Below are 16,260 nucleotides of genomic sequence, written 5' to 3' on the forward strand. Positions count from 1 at the left end.
GCGGGGCAGCGCGTCCAACAACGTCATCTCCAGTCGCGCTGGTACACAGTCCTCAATGTGGCGTCGTGCCGGTTGAACCTGCCTTGTGCGCCTGAGAAGATACAACATCCTACCTCTCGCCCCGCTTCACAGAACCGGAATCCCCATGCCCCTCTTCGACCTACCGCTTGAGCAGCTCCGAAACTACACGTCCGGCGTCACGGCCCCGGCGGATCTTGATGCCTTCTGGGACCGCACCATCAGCGAGGCCCGGGACTACACGCTGGACGCCGTTTTCGAAGCGGTGGACAACTACCTGACGGTAATCGACACCTTCGATGTCACGTTTGCCGGCTTCGGCGGTTCCCTGGTGAAAGGCTGGCTGCACCTGCCGGCGAACCGGCCTGCGGACGAGCCGCTGCCCGTCGTCGTGCAGTACGTGGGCTATTCCGGCGGGCGCGGGCTGTCCAACCAGGACACCAAGTGGGCGCAGGCCGGTTACGCGCACTTCATCATGGACACCCGCGGGCAGGGTTACGGCGGAATTCTGGGGCACACCGCCGACCCGCACCCCTCAGCGGGCGACGTGGCGCATGCGGGGCTGATGACCCGCGGTGTCGGCAGCCGCGAGGACTACTATTACCGGCGGGTCTATGTGGATGCCTTCCGTGCGGTGGAGGCCGCCCAGGCACACCCCGCCGTCGACGCCTCGCGGGTTGTGGTGGCGGGCGTCAGCCAGGGCGGCGGCATTACCGTTGCGGTGGCCGGGCTCGCGGCCGGAAGGCTCGACGGCGTGATCGCCGCCCTGCCGGATGTGCCATTCCTGCAGGACTTCCCCCGTTCCATCGACATCGCACCGCGCGGGCCGTATCCCGAAATCGCCGCCTTCCTGGCCCGCCACCGGGATCGCTACGAGCCCATCCTCGCCGTGCTGAACTACTTCGACGGCGTCAACCTGGGCCGGGCGGCAACGGCGCCGGCGCTGTTCTCGGCCGCGCAGATGGACGATATTTGCCCTCCGTCCACGGTCTTTGCCAGCTTCAACGCCTACGGAACGAAACCGGCAACGGCCAGGCCTGCGGGAACCGGAGGCGTTCCGGCCAAGGACATCGAGGTGTACCGGTTCAACAACCATGAGGGCGGCCAGGAACACCAGTGGAACCGTCAGCTGCAGTACCTGCGCAAGCTGCTCGGCTGAGGTCCCGCTTTCCCGCCCCCAACTAGGTAGCAGCAGGTGTCGTTTTGGCGGCTCAAAACGACACCTGCTGCTACCTAGTTGGGTCAGGAAGGGCGGGGCGGGGCAGGGTGGTGGGCCGTAACGGGGACTTTTTGTGACGCCTCCGGTTTGCGGACGGTCCGTTCGGCCGTTATGGTCTTGGCTATGACTAACCGTTGGTATGCGTATTTTTCGTTGGCTCTGGAGGAGCCCGCGTCTAACTGACACGCACCCCAACTTTCCTTCAGAGCCAACAGGGCAGAGATCATTCTCTGCCCTTCGCCATTTCTCCGGCGGGTTCTGATCTGGGCCCGCTCCGCACCATCCGGAACAGGACCCGCACACATGAGCACCGCAGCAGCCACCGAAACGCATCCTTCCAATCCACTGGAGAACACTGTTTCCCGGGAAGGTACTGCGTCCGCGCAGAAATCCACCTCCAACCTGCGCGTCAGCGAATTCCAGGCGCTCCCGTCACCGCAGGACATGATCGCGGAGCTGCCGCTGGACGCCCGGGTGGCCGACGTCGTCGAACGCGGCCGGGACGAAGTCCGGGCCATCATGGACGGCGTGGACGATCGCCTGCTGGTGATCGTGGGACCCTGCTCCATCCATGACCCCAAAGCCGGCCTGGAATACGCCCGCCGGCTGGTGAGCCAGGCGGAGAAGCACCGGGAAGACCTGCTGATCGTCATGCGGACCTACTTCGAGAAGCCGCGCACTACCGTGGGCTGGAAGGGCCTCATCAACGATCCCCACCTTGATGGCAGCCACGACATCGCCACTGGACTGCGGGCCGCCCGCCAGTTCCTGAAGCAGGTCACCTCGCTGGGCCTTCCCACGGCCACGGAGTTCCTGGAACCCATCAGCCCGCAGTACATGGCGGACCTCGTCTCCTGGGGCGCCATCGGGGCACGCACCACCGAAAGCCAGATCCACCGCCAGCTCGCGTCCGGACTGTCCATGCCGATCGGGTTCAAGAACGGGACCGACGGCGACCTGCAGGTTGCCGTTGATGCCTGCAGTGCCGCGGCGGCGTCCCAGGCGTTCCTGGGAATCGACGGTGACGGCCGGGCTGCGCTCGTGGCCACGGCCGGCAACCCGGACACGCACGTGATCCTGCGCGGCGGGCGCAAGGGCCCCAACTACTCAGCGGCGGACGTCGCGGCGGCGTCGGCGAAACTGGCCGGCAAGCAGCTCAACTCGAGGCTGATTGTGGACGCCAGCCACGCCAACAGCGGCAAGAGCCACCACCGCCAGGCGGAAGTGGCCTTCGAAATCGGAGCGCAGTTGGAGGATGGCGGAACCGCCGCCTCGGCCATTGCCGGCGTCATGCTGGAGAGTTTCCTGGTGGGCGGTGCGCAGAACCTGGATGTGGCCGAGCACGCTGCCGGTACTGACGAGCTGGTCTACGGCCAGAGCGTCACCGACGCCTGCATGGAGTGGGATGTCACGGCGTCGGTGCTGGGACAGCTTGCTTCGTCCGCGCGCAAGCGCAGGAGTGCCCTGCAGGGCTGAATTTTCAGCGTTTGACCGGGCGCGGGCCCGGAAACTGGTTACGCGGAATGACTTTCACTATGGCACCATCAGCCACTAGAGTAACTAGCACAGGGTAGGTTGATGGCTCAGCATCGGCACACCGCAATGGGGTTTCAATGGGGTTGCCTTTATCAGCTGTTAACAAAAAAGGAATAAGGGAAATGTCCGCAGAGTCGAACTTCTCGAACGCTCAGTTCCTGACTGTGGCCGAAGTGGCCGAGCTCATGCGCGTTTCCAAAATGACCGTGTATCGCCTTGTCCATTCCGGAGAGATGCCGGCCGTCCGCTTCGGCCGGTCCTTCCGGGTGCCGGAGAGCGCCGTCGAACAGTACGTCAAGGGTGCTGTTGTGGAAGGCCAGTCGGACTCCGCCTAGGTTCCTTCGCGGCCGCCGCCGTATGTGCCTTCAGGCAGGCGGTCAGTGGGTGGGCCGGATAAGCGGTACCCTGTTAGGGAACGTTTTTCGTTATTGTAAGAATCTGTTTGTTGTTTAGTCTGTTGCCTAGTCCACGGACCTCTTCCATCAGACAGGTACTCCATCTAGTTTGTAAGGAACTTTCGTGGGTTCAGTTATTAAGAAGCGTCGCAAGCGTATGGCCAAGAAGAAGCACCGCAAGTTGCTTCGTAAGACCCGCCACCAGCGCCGTAACAAGAAGTAGAGATACTTCCTACAGCGTGAGATGCCCGTTGCCTTTGGCAGCGGGCATTTTTCTTTGGGCCAGCGTCCCGGCCGCAGTGCTTCGCCGTCGAGATGCGCTCCTGCGCGAAAAACCGCCGACGGTTGGAGTTCCGGGATGCTCGCTGAAGAGGCGGGGAGCGGGAGTCCGGCTTGGGTTAGACCGTGGGGCCGCGGAAGCGGGTGAAGCCCCGCCAGAGGCCGTAGATTGCCCCGCCAATCGTGGCCGCCTTCAGTCCCAGCGTGGCGGCGCGGCGGCCTGAGCGGAAGTCGTAGACAGGCCAGTTGTTGTCGCGGGCATGGCGGCGAAGCCGGGAGTCGGGGTTGATGGCCACCGGATGGCCCACCATACTCAGCAGCGGAATGTCATTGTGTGAATCGCTGTAGGCCCAGCAGCGGTTGAGGTCCAGGTCCTCGGCGTCCGCGATGCCCTGGACAGCTACGGCCTTGGCCTGCCCGTGCAGGATGTCGCCCACCAGCCGGCCGGTGTACGCGCCGTTCTCAATTTCGCCCACGGTTCCCAGGGCTCCGGTCAGGCCCAACCGCGTGGAAATCACGGTGGCCACCTCGATGGGCGTCGCCGTCACCAGCCACACCATGCGGCCTACCCGTAAGTGTTGCTGGGCCAGGGCCTTGGCGCCGGGCCAGATCCTGGACTCGATCATTTCGTCGAAGACTTCTTCGCCGAGTGCCTTGATGTCCTCCACTGTGATGCCGGCTGCCAGCGTCAGTGCCGAATCGCGGACCGCATGGACATCGTCCATGTTCTCGCCGCGGAGGATGAACTTGAACTGTTTCCACGCCATACCGGCCGCCTGCGGCAGGGTGAACGCGCCGCGCTGGTGCATTTTGCGGGCCACGTGGAAGAGGCTGGCGCCCTTCATAAGGGTGTTGTCGACGTCGAAGAAGGCGGCCTCGCCGTGATGGGACGCACCGGCGGGCTGCCGGACTACGGCGACGTACTTCTCCTCGGGCATGCCTTGAGTCTAGTCAATGCCCGCCCGGCCTTGGTGACGTCGCGGCGGGACGGCGGCCCGGGCTACGGTTAAGGCATGGCAAAACCCGACGTGGTACTGATCACCAAAGCTGACTGCCACCTCTGTGAGGCGGCGCGCGACGCCGTCGGACGCGTCACCGCCGCCTTGGGCCTGGAGTGGACGGAACAGCTGGTGGACAACCGTCCGGAACTCCGTGAGCGGTATGCCGAAGAAATCCCCGTGGTTCTCGTCGACGGGATCCAGCGTGACTTCTGGAAGATCGACGAACCCCGCCTGGACCGGGTCCTGCGCCAGGCCATGGCCAAGTAGGGATGGCGGGGAGCTGCATGGGACGCGGCCGGGTGACGCCGGAGCACGGCGGCATTATGCACCGGGAGCCGTGGCGCGCCGTGACTCCTGCTTTGTTGGCAGTGCAGACTGGGCTCTAGAGTGGACTCACAACGCGACGCAATGGAGCAGATAGTGACTTCGCTGGATTCTTCCCCCGAGGCTGTCCACGGGGATAGCGGTACTGCGGCCAAGCAGATTCCGCCCGCGGCCGTGGCCCGGCTGACCATCTATTTGCGCGCCCTCACCACAATGCTGGCCGAGGGTGTTGAACGCGTCTCCTCCGAATCGCTGGCCGAAGCCTCCGGCGTGAGTTCGTCCACGCTCCGGAAGGATCTCTCGCACGTCGGGTCCTACGGCACACGCGGCGTCGGCTACGAAGTGCAGTACCTCAGCCGCCATATCTCAGCGGCGCTGGGCCTGACCCGCGACTGGAAAGTGGCGATCGTGGGCGCCGGTAACCTGGGCAAGGCCTTGGCGCGGTACGGGGGCTTTGAGTCCCGAGGATTCGACGTTGTGGCGATTTTCGACGCCGACCAGATGGTGGTGGGCAACGAAGTCGGGTGGCTGCGGGTCAGCGACGTCGCGGATCTCGAGCCCGTCCTCCAGCGCACCGGAACCAACATGGTGGTGCTGGCGCTGCCCGCGGCTGTGGCTCAGGGTGTGTGCGACCGCGTTATCGCAGCCGGAGTGCGCAGCATCCTCAGCTTCGCGCCGGTGATGCTGCAGGTGCCGGCCGGCGTAAACCTGCGCAAGGTGGACATGGCCACCGAACTGCAGATCCTTGCCTATCACGCACAGCGGACCCAGGGCCCGGACGACGCCGAATAGCTCCCCGCTTGCCCGGTCAGCCCGGGGGATCCGTTCACTGGAGTGCGTCCCGGGTCTACCGGCGCTCAGCGGCCGTAGGGGTAGCCCGGTTGCGCGTAGGAGCTACCGAATGGCTGGTACTTCCTGAAGAACGGTGCGGATGCGGGGAGGTACAGGAGCACCATCCCGGCCACGCCGGCCAGGATGGACAGCGTGCCCAGCCCCCATTTCGAGGACGCCAAGCAGGGAGAACGCCGCAAGGATGGTGCCGAGAATCCGCGCCCAGTTGCGGCCCTTCCTGATATTGAATGCGACCAGCGCATACATCAGCACACCGATGGCGGCTATCAGTGCCACCATTCCCACGATGACGCCCTTGAGGGCCTCGAAATCCACGTCAGCTCCGCTGGTTGCCAGCCTGGCATCGAACTGACTGCGCATTGCGGGGTCGTCAATTGCACCTATCGACAGGAAGACCGAGCTGACCCACAGGACGCACGCGCCGATCAGCAGCCAGAAGGCGGTGTTCACGAGCGGAGGAGCGGCACTGGAAGCCGCAGTCGGCTGCTGCGGCATCTCCGAAGGGTAGACGAGGAACTGTTGCTGCCCGAACTGCTGGGGCTGGCCGTACTGAGGGCTCTGCCCAAACTGCTGGGGCTGGCCGTACTGAGGATTCTGCCCGAACTGAGGGCTCTGCCCGAACTGAGGGCTCTGCCCGTACTGCGGAGGCTGCTGGTCGTACTGACCGCCTGAGTGGGGATCGTAGGGATACGACGGCGGGACGGGCGGAGTGCTCATGTTGATCCTTTGCAAGTCGGCCACTGACTAAACACTTGCCGGGATCAGCCACGTCTTTCTGCCCCCAGCGTCACTTTGGTTACACGGTACCGCGCGCAGGAGCGATCTGTGGATAGTTTTCACCTCAATTTCGGCTCAAGGAGCGGCCCGCCAAAACACAGCGGGCGCGGACTCCGGAGTCTGGCGGCTGAAGCCGCTGACCTTCCGAAGTCCACGCCCGCTGGCTGTGGAACTGAGGTGTTGCGTTGTGGTGCTGCTTGGCTGCCGTCAGGCAGCCGGGCCGAAGTTAGCGGCCGTAGGGGTTGCCCGGCTGGGAGTAGGGGTTCCCGAAAGGCTGCTGCTTCTGGAAGTACGGCGCGGAGGCCGGGAGGTAAAGCATCACGATGGCTGCAATGCCAAGCAAAACTGCCACTGTTCCGATGCCGAGCGGGAGGAGGCTGAAGATCGAAAGGGCCGCCAGGACCGTGCCCAGGATGCGTGCCCAGTTCTTGCCCTTGCGTACGTTGAGCGCCACCAGTGCGTACAGTCCCGCGCCGATCAGGCCCACCACAACCATCATGCCAATCACAACGCCCTTGATCGACTCAAAGTCGACGTCCGCTCCGCCGGCCCGCATCTGCTCCTCGAACGTACTCCGCATGGTGGGATCATCGAGCCCGGGAATGGCAACCAGAAGGGAGATGAGCCACAGGGCGCCTGCCGCAACGATCATCCAGAAAGCGTTATTGACCATTTTCGGAACACCGCCGGCGGCAGCACCCTGGGGCTGCTCGGACGGGTACTGGGCGTACGGTGACTGGCCGTACTGCTGGGGGGCCTGGCCGTAGGGCTGCTGCGGCTGCTGGCCGTACTGGGGCGGCGTGCCCTGCTGTCCGAACTGCTGCGGCTGCTGCCCGTACTGGGGTGCGGCGGGGGACTGCGGCGCCTTCTGCCCGTACTGCGGGGCTGCAGGCGACTGCGGCGCGTTCTGCCCGTACTGCGGTCCCGCGGGGGACTCTGGCGCGTTCTGGCCATACTGGGGAGCGGCTGGGGACTGCTGCCCATACTGCGGTGCCGCGGGGGACTCTGGCGCGTTCTGCCCGTACTGGGGAGCGGCTGGGGACTGCTGGCCATACTGCGGTGCCGCGGGGGACTCTGGCGCGTTCTGCCCGTACTGGGGAGCGTCAGGCTTGCCGTTCTCAGGTTCGTTCGGGTTGGCCGGCTGGGCTGGAGGCGTGCTCATAGTTGGTCCTTTGCGGGTCGACTACTGATTAAACGGGTACCGGGATCAGTAACGGTGCCCTGCCCCCAGCATGGTTTGCTTCCACCGTACCCCTCTCCGGCCGCGCGGTGGATCATTCCGGAGAGGTATTCCGAATTAGGGAGAACGCACTAAACACGGCGCACAAAACACAACACCCCGCTCCGTCGCAGTGACGGAGCGGGGTGCTGTGTTGGTGTGCGGTTCTTCTCGGGCGCAGAAACTATGCGGCCGGGGCGATGAACGCGAGCTCAAGGTTAATGGCAACCTTGTCGCTGACCAGCACGCCGCCGGCTTCCAGGACGGCGTTCCAGGTCAGGCCGAAGTCCTTGCGGCTGATGGTGGTTTCAGCGGTGAGTCCGGCGCGGGTCATGCCGAACGGGTCCACAGCCACGCCGTGGAGCTCGGTCTCGAGTGCAACCGCGCGGGTGACGCCCTTGATGGTGAGATCGCCCTGGAGTTCGTAGGCGTCGCCCTTGGGAACGATAGCGTTGGAAACGAAGGAGATCTCCGGGAACTTCTCGACGTCGAAGAAGTCTTCGCCGCGGACGTGGCCGTCGCGGTTGACGTCGCCCGAGTCAAAGCTGGCGGTCTGGATGGTGGCGTTGACCTTGGAGTCGGCAACGTTCTCTGAGAGGTCCAGGGTTGCTGCGGCGTCCTTGAACTGGCCGCGGACCTTGCTGATGCCTGCGTGGCGCACGGTGAAGGCGATTTCGCTGTGCGAGTTGTCGAGGGTCCAGGTGCCGGTGGTGATGTTGGTGGGCAGTGCCATGGTGTTGCTCCTTGTGATCTGTGGTCGGAATCTCTTGCGGAAGGATGTCTGATCGCCAGCCGAAACTTCTTTGGTTGAAGTCTCAACTAACTGCTTCACCAAGTATAAACATGCATTTGCATCTTTTATTCCAACTCCTGGGAACATTTCTTCAAACGTCCCAGTTCTACTTCTTGTAGAAGATTTCAGATCACCCGACATCTTTGAGAAACTGGTAAACATGCCCCAAGCCACTGTTCATCTCCTTCGCCACGGCGAGGTCCACAATCCGGACGGCGTCCTCTACGGACGGCTGCCGGAATTCCACCTCTCCGCACTCGGACAGCAGATGGCCAAGACGCTCGCCGTGCACTTCAGCGACCGCGCCGCGCAGGGGGCCAAAATCGTGCATCTGGTGGCGTCGCCGCTGACCCGGGCACAGGAAACAGCCCGCCCCATCTCCGAAGCGCTGCACCTCGAAATCAACACCGAGGACCGCATCATCGAGGCCGGCAACCACTTCGAAGGCCTCAGGGTCAACAAGGCCGAACTCCTCAAGCCCAAGCACTGGCCGCACTTGCGCAACCCGTTCATTCCGTCGTGGGGCGAGCCCTACAAAGACCAGGCCGCCCGCGTCATCGCCGCGGTCCAGGACGCACGCCTGCGTGCTATCGAACTGGGTGGCGACGGCGCCGAGGCCATCCTTGTCAGCCATCAGCTCCCCATCTGGTCCACGCGGCTGAGCGCCGAGGGCAGGCCCCTCTGGCACGATCCGCGCAAGCGCGAATGCACACTCACCTCCCTCACCTCGCTGGTGTTCGACGACGACGGCACCCTGCTGCGCGTGGATTACAGCGAGCCCGCTGCCGCCCTTCTGCCCGGCGCCTCCAGCACCCCGGGGGCCTGAGCGTGGCCGGATCCAAGACCAACAACGGAGTCTACGAAGGCAGCAAGGCGATGCGCCCGGCCTCCCGCCGCAGCGTCCTCGCCGCCGGCGGCCTGGGTCTGGCCGCCCTGACACTGGGCCTTTCCGGGTGTGCGCAGGAAGACGCCCTGGCCAAACAGGCCAAGGCGGGGGACAACAAGAATTATGTGGCCGGCGACGGGTCCGTGACCGAGTTCGCTGCCGCGGACCGCAAATCCGCCGTCAGCATCAAGGGAACCCTGTTCGACGGAACCACCGTGGAGCCCGCGGACTTCGTCGGAAAAGTCACCGTCCTCAACTTCTGGTTCGCTGCCTGTGCGCCGTGCCGCGTCGAAGCGCCGTCGCTGGAAGCGCTGCACCAGGAGTTCAAGGAGCAGGGCGTGCAGTTCTACGGCGTGAACCTCCGCGACGAGAAGGCTGCCGCCGAGGCGTTCGACAAGACCTTCGACCTGACCTACCCCAGCTTCCATGACAAGGACGGCGGCGTGCTCCTGGCCGTCTCCGGGCTGGTGCCTCCCGGTGCTGTGCCCACCACGCTGGTGCTGGACAAGCAGGGCCGGGTTGCGTCCCGCGTCCTGGGCGAAATCCAAAAGGGCACGCTCAAGGCCCTTATTACCGCCGCCGTGGCAGAGTGACGGCGGCGCCCTCACCGTGAACAGCCCCTTCGCCGAAGCCATCCTCAACGGTTCGCTGCTGCTTGCCATCCCGGTGGCGCTGCTGGCCGGACTCGTGTCCTTCCTCTCCCCGTGCGTCCTGCCGCTGGTGCCGGGGTACCTGGGCTACGTCACCGGACTGACCGGCGTGGACCTGGAGAAGCAGAAGCGCGGCCGGATGCTGGCCGGCATCGGCCTGTTCGTGCTCGGCTTCTCCGTGATTTTCGTCCTGCTGGGCGGGGCGTTCGGCCAGCTGGGGTCGATGATCAGCGGCGGTCAGAATGCCTGGATCACGCAGGTGCTGGGCATCCTGGTGATCATCATGGGCGTGGTGTTCATGGGCGGATTCAGTTGGCTGCAGCGGGACGCCAAGATCCATGCCAAGCCGCCCGCCGGGCTGTGGGGCGCGCCGCTGCTGGGCATCACCTTCGGCCTGGGGTGGGCGCCGTGCATCGGTCCCACCTACTCCGCCGTCCAGCTCCTGAGCATGTCCGGAGGGTCCTCGGCCGCCAAGGGCGCCTTCCTGGCCTTCGTCTATAGCCTCGGGCTGGGCATCCCGTTCCTGCTGATCGCCCTGGCCGTGCGCCGCGGCGTCGGCGTGATGTCCTTCTTCCGCAAGCACCGGCTCGCTATCCAGCGGATCGGCGGCGGCATCCTGGTGGTGCTGGGCCTGCTGATGGCCAGCGGAGTGTGGGGCGCCTGGGTTTCCGGGTTGCAGTACTGGTTCCAAACCGACGTGAAATTGCCGATCTGATGAGCGAGCGAGTGAACAAACAGAAGAAGTCCCCTGCCCCGGAGGAAACAGCACCGGAACGCGGCAAGACCGGAGCAGCGACTCCCGTGGCCCAGGCCAAGGCCGAAGCTGCCCTTCCGGTGCTGGGGCCCCTGGGCATGCTCCGCTGGGCCTGGACCCAGCTCACCAGCATGCGCACAGCGCTGTTCCTGCTCCTCCTGCTGGCCGTTGCCGCGGTGCCCGGATCGCTGTTCCCGCAGCGCCCCGCGAACCCGTCGATCGTCACGCAGTACATCGCGGACCACCCGGACTACGGCAAGATCCTGGACTCCCTCCAGCTCTACGACGTCTACTCCTCGGCGTGGTTCTCCGCCATCTACATCCTGCTGTTCATCTCGCTGATCGGCTGCGTGGTTCCCCGCGCGATCGCCCACTACAAGGCCATGCGCTCCCAGCCTCCGCGTACTCCGGCGAGGCTGTCCCGCCTGCCCGAGTACGGCACGCTGGTGATCCCCCCGGATGCCGGGATCCCGGCGTCGGCCGCCATTGCGGACGCTGCCGCGAAGCTGAAGAAGCGCGGTTACCGCGTTGACGTGAGGGACGACGACGGTGCGCGGCCCTCTTTGGGGGCCGAGCGCGGCTTCCTGAGGGAAGTGGGAAACCTGGTGTTCCACACATCCCTGATCGGCGTCCTGGTGTCCGTGGCGGCCGGCGGGCTCTTTGGCTACAGCGGTCAGCGGATCCTGGTGGAGGGCGACACGTTCGTGAACACGCTGGTGGGCTACGACCAGTTCACCCCAGGCTCCAATTTCCAAAGCAGCCAGCTCCAGCCGTACTCCATCCAGCTGGACAAGTTCCAGATCACGTTCGACCGTGAATCGAAGGGCAAGTTCGGCCAGCCCATCGATTTCAAGGCGGACGTGACCACGCGGGATACCCCGGACGCGCCTGCGGAGAAGCAGGTGCTGAAGGTCAACGATCCCGTGAGCCTCGGCGGCACCAGCGTCTACCTGACCGGCAACGGCTACGCCCCGGTTGTGACCGTCCGCGACGGCGCCGGGAATGTTGCGATGCAGGGGCCGGTGGTGGCGAAGCTGCAGGGCGAGAACTACTACTCCTCCGTGGTGATCAAGGTCCCGGACGCCAAGCCGGACCAGCTCGGCTTCGCCGGGTTCTTCCTGCCCACCGCGTTCGTCACCGAGAAGGGCGTCTCTTTTAGCGGTGATCCGGAGCTCATCAACCCGCAGCTCACCCTGAACTCATACTTCGGCGACCTTGGCCTGGACAACGGCTCCCCGCAGAACGTCTTCGAACTCGACGTGAAGAAGCTGACGCCGCTCAACGCCCGGAACCTCGACGCCGGCGGCATCACCCTGGCTCCCGGCAGCACCTACACGCTCCCGGACGGCAAGGGCTCGATCAGTTTCGACGGCGTGAAGCGTTACATCGGCGTGGACATCCACCACAACCCGGGCCAGCTGTACGCCCTGATCTTCGCGCTGCTGGCCGTGGCCGGGCTGGTGACCTCGCTGTACGTGAACCGCCGCCGGGTCTGGGTTCGCACAGGCACGCATGAGGACGGCCGCACCATGGTGGAGTACGGGCTTCTGGCCCGCGGCGAGGACCACCGCCTCGCCGCAGAGGCGGCGGCGATCCGTTCACTCCTCACGGACGAATGGGACCTGGACTCCCAGAATGCTCCCAGCGGGCAGATGGATAATGGCCCGGCGGGGAGTGTCCCGGCCGGCGTCGTCCCCACGGACAGCAGCAAGGCCGGCAGCGGCAAAAACGAGGCCGCCACGGACACGCCCACAGAAGACTTCATCCAGTCAACAGCCGGCTCACCCGAGTCGAAGAAGGACCAGTAATGTTCCCCATCAACGAAACCATGGGCCAGTACAGCGAGCTCTTTATGCTGCTGGCGGCCGGCACTTACACGGTGGCCTTTATCGCCTTCGCGTGGGACCTGGCCAAGAGCAGCAAGGCGCTGCGCGCAGTGGACCTCAAGGCTGCTGCCGCGGCGGGTGCGTCAGACTCCGCAACGGCCAAGGTCCCGGTCGGTGCAGGGGTGGGGGCCGCCGTCGACCGTGCAGCTGTTGACCGTCCCGCAGTCGACCGGGCCGATTCGGACGTCAGCGGGCCGATAGGCCGCGCCGAGCGGCCGTCGTCGGCAACGGGTGGTTTGTCCAATGGCGCCGCGGGCGGTGCCGGGCAGACGGCCGACGCCGGAATGCGTTACGCCGCCGAACGCCGCGTACCTGCCCGCGTTGCAGTTGCCCTGACCGTGCTGGGCGCACTGATCCACGGTGCGGGCGTGGTCACCCGTGCCATCGGTTCGGGCCGGGTGCCGTGGGGCAACATGTACGAATTCCTGACCACCGGCGCCTTCGTGGCGGTTGCGGTCTTCCTGCTGGTGCTGATCCGCCGCGACCTGCGCTTCCTGGGCACGTTTGTGATCGGCCTGGCCATCATCATGCTCGTGGCCGCGTCCGTGGCTTACTGGACGCCCGTGGGGCACCTGGTGCCGGCGCTGCAGAGCTACTGGCTGATCATCCACGTCTCCATCGCCGTTATTTCCTCCGCGCTCTTCACTCTGACCTTCGCGATGTCCGCCCTGCAGTTGGTTCAGGCCCACCGGCAGAAGACCATCGCGGCCGGCGGCGGGGACAAGCTGGGCTTCATGCGCCTGGTGCCTTCGGCGCTGAGCCTCGAGAACCTGTCCTACCGCATCAACGCTGTCGCGTTCGTCGGCTGGACGTTCACGCTGATGTTCGGTGCCATCTGGGCCGAGAAGGCATGGGGCCGGTTCTGGGGCTGGGACACCAAGGAAGTCTGGACGTTCGTGATCTGGGTGGTTTACGCCGGCTACCTGCACGCCCGGGCCACGCGCGGCTGGACCGGCACACGCGCCGCGTGGCTGTCGATCGTGGGCTACCTCTGCGTGATCTTCAACTTCACCATCGTGAACCAGTTCTTCAACGGCCTGCACTCCTACTCGGGGCTGTAGGCAGGGGGCGCCTTCTCTGCGTTCCCCCTGTGCGCGATTTCTGCCCGATTTGCCACTAATGGCCGCTAAGCCACCCGCTTAGCGGCCATTGCTGTCGGATGGCCGACGACGGGGGGAAGCTTTAGGTGCCCAGCCACGCTCCACGAGCGCTTTGCGGACACGGGTCACGGCCCGGGGCTCAGTGCCGGGTGCGAAGGGATCGAGGTCGCTCTGGGTCAGCACCACTACCCGCCATCCCGCCTCCTTGGCATCCTCGTCCCGGCAGATGTCGCTGCGGCGTTGAGCAGGTGAGGCGTGGTGGCCGCCGTCGTACTGGATGGCGACCTTTTCCCGCTCATAGGACATATCCGGGTCCTGGATCCACCTGCCGGAGGCGTCAAGCATGGGCACGTTGATGGCCGGCTCGGGAAGGCCATGGCGACGCAGTAGCAGCCTGACTTCCGTCTCCTTGGGGGAGTCCGTCCGTGTCCGCAGCAAGGCACGTGCCCGCATGGCCCTGCGATAGCCGGGCTTACCGGTCTTGCTGGACAGGAAGTCGTCCAGCTCGGCAAGAGTGGCGAGCGGATTCCTCCGTCGGAACAGGAAATCGCCGGCTGTGACAAGGTCATCGGGACCAAGGATTCCCGCAAGGTCGAACCACGTCCGCAGGGGAGAGGTGCATTGCACGTGCCGTCCGCTGGTGATTTCCGCAGGCTCCAGTATCAGCCGGTGGCCCACCACACCCTTCCGCCGGACGGCTCGCTGGCCCGGACTGCACGTCAGATGGACGACGTCGATGTTCCGGAGGTTCAGCGGCAGCGGGAACCCCCACAGCGCGGCCGCTGAAAGATGGCTGACCACCGCTCCAGTGACAGCGACGAGGGCGGTGGCGCGAAGCAGCAACGTATCCCCGGCCAGTGCTGAAACGCGTGCCCCGCGACAAGGTTGAACCAGGTCGCTTGCCCTCAGGCGCCGCCTCGTCAGGCCCGCGGACCGGGCCTGCGCCACAGTGAACGGACCGTGGCGAAGGTCCTGCGGAAGCTCGGAGGGAAGGTGCATAGGAGCATTTTGACCCCGTAGCAGGACGGCCCCCACAGCCCCGCGGCAATGTGGAGGACAGGTGGAGGTTCCGGACTGCCGCGGCTGGCGGCCGGCGGCGATTCTCCAGGCGCCGCCGTTTAGCCAGTAATGGCCGCTATGCGTGGAGAATAGCGGCCACTAGTGGCAAATGGGGAACGAGGGCGGCTCTACTTTGTGGACCGGATGAGGGTGACCACCAGGACAATCAGCAGCACGGCCATGCCCACGAAGAACAGGACCGCCTCGGCAGTGTCGTTGGTCATGGCAGGGCTCCTTACGCCTGGCTCGGGGGCTCGCTGCATTCGGCTGTCTGCACTCGGCTCGCTGCATTACGTGCTCCGCATGCGAGAGTCCACTAAATTCATCAAACATCCGCGGACTGCACTGCGGTGCGTTGTTGCCGCATTCTTGATGGATTCTTAACGCCATGGAGTCTTAGCACGCATGGAGTCTTAGCGCCGGCTTGTTCAGGGCGCCGGGCACGGCGGAAACCTGCTGCCACCGAAGCGGGCTTACTTGAACAGGCTTACGCGACCGGGCCCACTCAAGCGGCTTACTTGACCTCGTCCGTGCCGTGGGAGTCGGTCTCGGGGTGGTGTGATTCTTCGGAGTGCTTGTCGCCCCGGTGGCTGCCGTTCTGGCTTCCCTTGCCTTTGCCCTCGCCTGATCCGCCCGTGCCGGAAGCACCGCCGTTGAGCTTATGCTCTTTGGCCTGGAGTTCGTCCTTGAGCTTCTTCAGGCGGTCCGCTTCGGCCTGGTTGCGGCGGCGGATTTCGAGGTTGCGCAGGAAATCGGGGTCGTCATCCGGCGCGACGGTGTGGCTGTAGGTCTGGGCGGCGGGGCGGCTCCCGCGCGGCCGTCCGATGATGAACCACAGTGCCGCACCCACGACCGGCAGGACAGCAACGACGATGATCCAGGCAGTCTTGGAGATACCCCTCGTGAGGTGCTTTTCAGTGCGGATCACGTCCACGATGCCATAGACGTATATGGCTAGAACGGCGACGGCGACCAATACACGGGGCATACCATTAGTCTACCGTCCGGACGCCTGCAGCACTGCCCTCCCGATGTTTCGCCTGCCGGGCCCGGCCGCATACCGGCGGGCTCCCTCCCGGGCAGGGGCTCCACCGCACAACTGGCGGGGGCTTCGACGCCGGACGGCTAAACTTGAACCGTGGCTTTTATGAAATACTCCCTGATCCGTCTGGCGCTGTTCGTGCCGTTGCTCGTGCTGTTCAGCTTCCTCGAGGTGGGAATATTGCTGGCCGCAGTCTTTGCCGGCCTGATTGCCTTCGCCATCAGCTACCTGTTCTTCCAGAAGCAGCGCGACGCCGCTACGGCCAGCCTGCATGAGCGCTTCTCCGGCCGGGCCAAGCCCATCCGCACCGCCGGCGAGGTGGAAGACGCCGACGCCGAGGACACCCTGGTGGACGCCAACCCGGACATCACGGTCCGTTCGGAGATTCCCCGCACCGAAGCTCCCCGTACGGAAATTCCCCGTACTGAAGCTCCCAGCAAAGAAGAAACTCCCCGCAAGGACGCCTGAGC

General features: G+C 65.1%; 18 protein-coding genes. 12 read left to right on the forward strand and 6 right to left on the reverse strand.

Annotation, left to right across the window (positions count from 1 at the left end; all coding sequences use genetic code 11):
• Nucleotides 1-145: 145 nt before the first annotated feature.
• The 4 genes from AB0N24_RS13645 (at nucleotide 146) to AB0N24_RS13660 (ending at nucleotide 3,391) form a co-directional block, all read left to right on the forward strand.
• Nucleotides 146-1,177: an acetylxylan esterase gene (locus AB0N24_RS13645; protein WP_364124979.1), complete on the forward strand. Its 1,032-nt coding sequence runs from the start codon at nucleotides 146-148 to the stop codon at nucleotides 1,175-1,177.
• Nucleotides 1,178-1,540: 363 nt separating this feature from the next.
• A complete protein-coding gene (locus AB0N24_RS13650; RefSeq protein WP_364124982.1) occupies nucleotides 1,541-2,713 on the forward strand; it encodes a 3-deoxy-7-phosphoheptulonate synthase in 1,173 nt (390 codons plus the stop codon).
• 182 nt (nucleotides 2,714-2,895) lie between these two features.
• The gene (locus tag AB0N24_RS13655) at nucleotides 2,896-3,108 is read left to right on the forward strand and encodes a helix-turn-helix domain-containing protein (RefSeq protein WP_137323814.1); all 213 of its coding nucleotides are present in this window, start codon (nucleotides 2,896-2,898) and stop codon (nucleotides 3,106-3,108) included.
• 184 nt (nucleotides 3,109-3,292) lie between these two features.
• Nucleotides 3,293-3,391, forward strand: coding sequence for an AURKAIP1/COX24 domain-containing protein (locus tag AB0N24_RS13660; protein ID WP_003792170.1), 99 nt, complete (start codon nucleotides 3,293-3,295; stop codon nucleotides 3,389-3,391).
• A gap of 175 nt (nucleotides 3,392-3,566) precedes the next feature.
• Here the strand turns inward: AB0N24_RS13660 and AB0N24_RS13665 are convergent, their stop codons facing one another.
• Complete coding sequence (locus AB0N24_RS13665) at nucleotides 3,567-4,385, reverse strand: HAD-IB family hydrolase (RefSeq protein ID WP_364124985.1); 819 nt, start codon at nucleotides 4,383-4,385, stop codon at nucleotides 3,567-3,569.
• Between the two features lie 75 nt (nucleotides 4,386-4,460).
• Here AB0N24_RS13665 and AB0N24_RS13670 point away from each other — a divergent pair, with 75 nt between their 5' ends.
• Together AB0N24_RS13670 and AB0N24_RS13675 are read left to right on the forward strand one after the other, a co-directional pair.
• A complete protein-coding gene (locus AB0N24_RS13670) occupies nucleotides 4,461-4,715 on the forward strand; it encodes a glutaredoxin family protein (RefSeq protein WP_364124988.1) in 255 nt (84 codons plus the stop codon).
• Nucleotides 4,716-4,868: 153 nt separating this feature from the next.
• Entirely contained in the window at nucleotides 4,869-5,564 is a 696-nt protein-coding gene (locus tag AB0N24_RS13675) for a redox-sensing transcriptional repressor Rex (RefSeq protein WP_104173320.1), read from the forward strand.
• A 102-nt stretch (nucleotides 5,565-5,666) separates the two neighbouring features.
• Here the strand turns inward: AB0N24_RS13675 and AB0N24_RS13680 are convergent, their stop codons facing one another.
• The 3 genes from AB0N24_RS13680 to AB0N24_RS13690 all read right to left on the reverse strand — a co-directional run bounded on the left by AB0N24_RS13680 (nucleotide 5,667) and on the right by AB0N24_RS13690 (nucleotide 8,353).
• On the reverse strand, nucleotides 5,667-6,341 hold the full coding sequence (locus tag AB0N24_RS13680) for a hypothetical protein (RefSeq protein WP_364124991.1): 675 nt from the start codon (nucleotides 6,339-6,341) through the stop codon (nucleotides 5,667-5,669).
• A 286-nt stretch (nucleotides 6,342-6,627) separates the two neighbouring features.
• Complete coding sequence (locus tag AB0N24_RS13685; RefSeq protein ID WP_364124994.1) at nucleotides 6,628-7,563, reverse strand: hypothetical protein; 936 nt, start codon at nucleotides 7,561-7,563, stop codon at nucleotides 6,628-6,630.
• A 241-nt stretch (nucleotides 7,564-7,804) separates the two neighbouring features.
• On the reverse strand, nucleotides 7,805-8,353 hold the full coding sequence (locus AB0N24_RS13690) for a YceI family protein (protein WP_364124997.1): 549 nt from the start codon (nucleotides 8,351-8,353) through the stop codon (nucleotides 7,805-7,807).
• A 220-nt stretch (nucleotides 8,354-8,573) separates the two neighbouring features.
• Here AB0N24_RS13690 and AB0N24_RS13695 point away from each other — a divergent pair, with 220 nt between their 5' ends.
• The 5 genes from AB0N24_RS13695 to ccsB are packed head-to-tail and all read left to right on the forward strand — an operon-like array spanning nucleotide 8,574 to nucleotide 13,650.
• Nucleotides 8,574-9,239, forward strand: coding sequence for a histidine phosphatase family protein (locus AB0N24_RS13695; RefSeq protein WP_364125000.1), 666 nt, complete (start codon nucleotides 8,574-8,576; stop codon nucleotides 9,237-9,239).
• Between the two features lie 50 nt (nucleotides 9,240-9,289).
• Entirely contained in the window at nucleotides 9,290-9,892 is a 603-nt protein-coding gene (locus AB0N24_RS13700; protein ID WP_364125187.1) for a TlpA disulfide reductase family protein, read from the forward strand.
• A gap of 16 nt (nucleotides 9,893-9,908) precedes the next feature.
• Nucleotides 9,909-10,664, forward strand: coding sequence for a cytochrome c biogenesis protein CcdA (locus AB0N24_RS13705; RefSeq protein WP_011693118.1), 756 nt, complete (start codon nucleotides 9,909-9,911; stop codon nucleotides 10,662-10,664).
• Nucleotides 10,664-12,511, forward strand: a complete 1,848-nt coding sequence (locus tag AB0N24_RS13710) for a cytochrome c biogenesis protein ResB (protein ID WP_364125003.1) — start codon at nucleotides 10,664-10,666, stop codon at nucleotides 12,509-12,511. Before AB0N24_RS13705 ends, AB0N24_RS13710 begins: the two co-directional genes overlap by 1 nt.
• Nucleotides 12,511-13,650 carry a c-type cytochrome biogenesis protein CcsB gene (gene ccsB / locus AB0N24_RS13715; RefSeq protein ID WP_364125007.1) on the forward strand — a complete coding sequence of 380 codons (1,140 nt, stop codon included), beginning with the start codon at nucleotides 12,511-12,513 and terminating at the stop codon, nucleotides 13,648-13,650. Before AB0N24_RS13710 ends, ccsB begins: the two co-directional genes overlap by 1 nt.
• A 78-nt stretch (nucleotides 13,651-13,728) precedes the next feature.
• Here ccsB and AB0N24_RS13720 read toward each other — a convergent pair whose 3' ends face one another.
• Both AB0N24_RS13720 and AB0N24_RS13725 read right to left on the reverse strand, forming a co-directional pair.
• Nucleotides 13,729-14,688 carry a hypothetical protein gene (locus tag AB0N24_RS13720; protein WP_364125010.1) on the reverse strand — a complete coding sequence of 320 codons (960 nt, stop codon included), beginning with the start codon at nucleotides 14,686-14,688 and terminating at the stop codon, nucleotides 13,729-13,731.
• Nucleotides 14,689-15,262: 574 nt separating this feature from the next.
• Complete coding sequence (locus AB0N24_RS13725; RefSeq protein ID WP_364125013.1) at nucleotides 15,263-15,736, reverse strand: PLD nuclease N-terminal domain-containing protein; 474 nt, start codon at nucleotides 15,734-15,736, stop codon at nucleotides 15,263-15,265.
• A gap of 159 nt (nucleotides 15,737-15,895) precedes the next feature.
• Between AB0N24_RS13725 and AB0N24_RS13730 the strand changes: the two genes are divergently transcribed.
• Nucleotides 15,896-16,258 (forward strand): DUF4229 domain-containing protein, encoded by a 363-nt coding sequence (locus tag AB0N24_RS13730; RefSeq protein WP_364125189.1) that lies wholly within the window; start codon nucleotides 15,896-15,898, stop codon nucleotides 16,256-16,258.
• Nucleotides 16,259-16,260: the final 2 nt, after the last annotated feature.

The sequence above is a fragment of the Arthrobacter sp. NPDC093128 genome, from assembly GCF_040683875.1.
Lineage (GTDB): Bacteria > Actinomycetota > Actinomycetes > Actinomycetales > Micrococcaceae > Arthrobacter.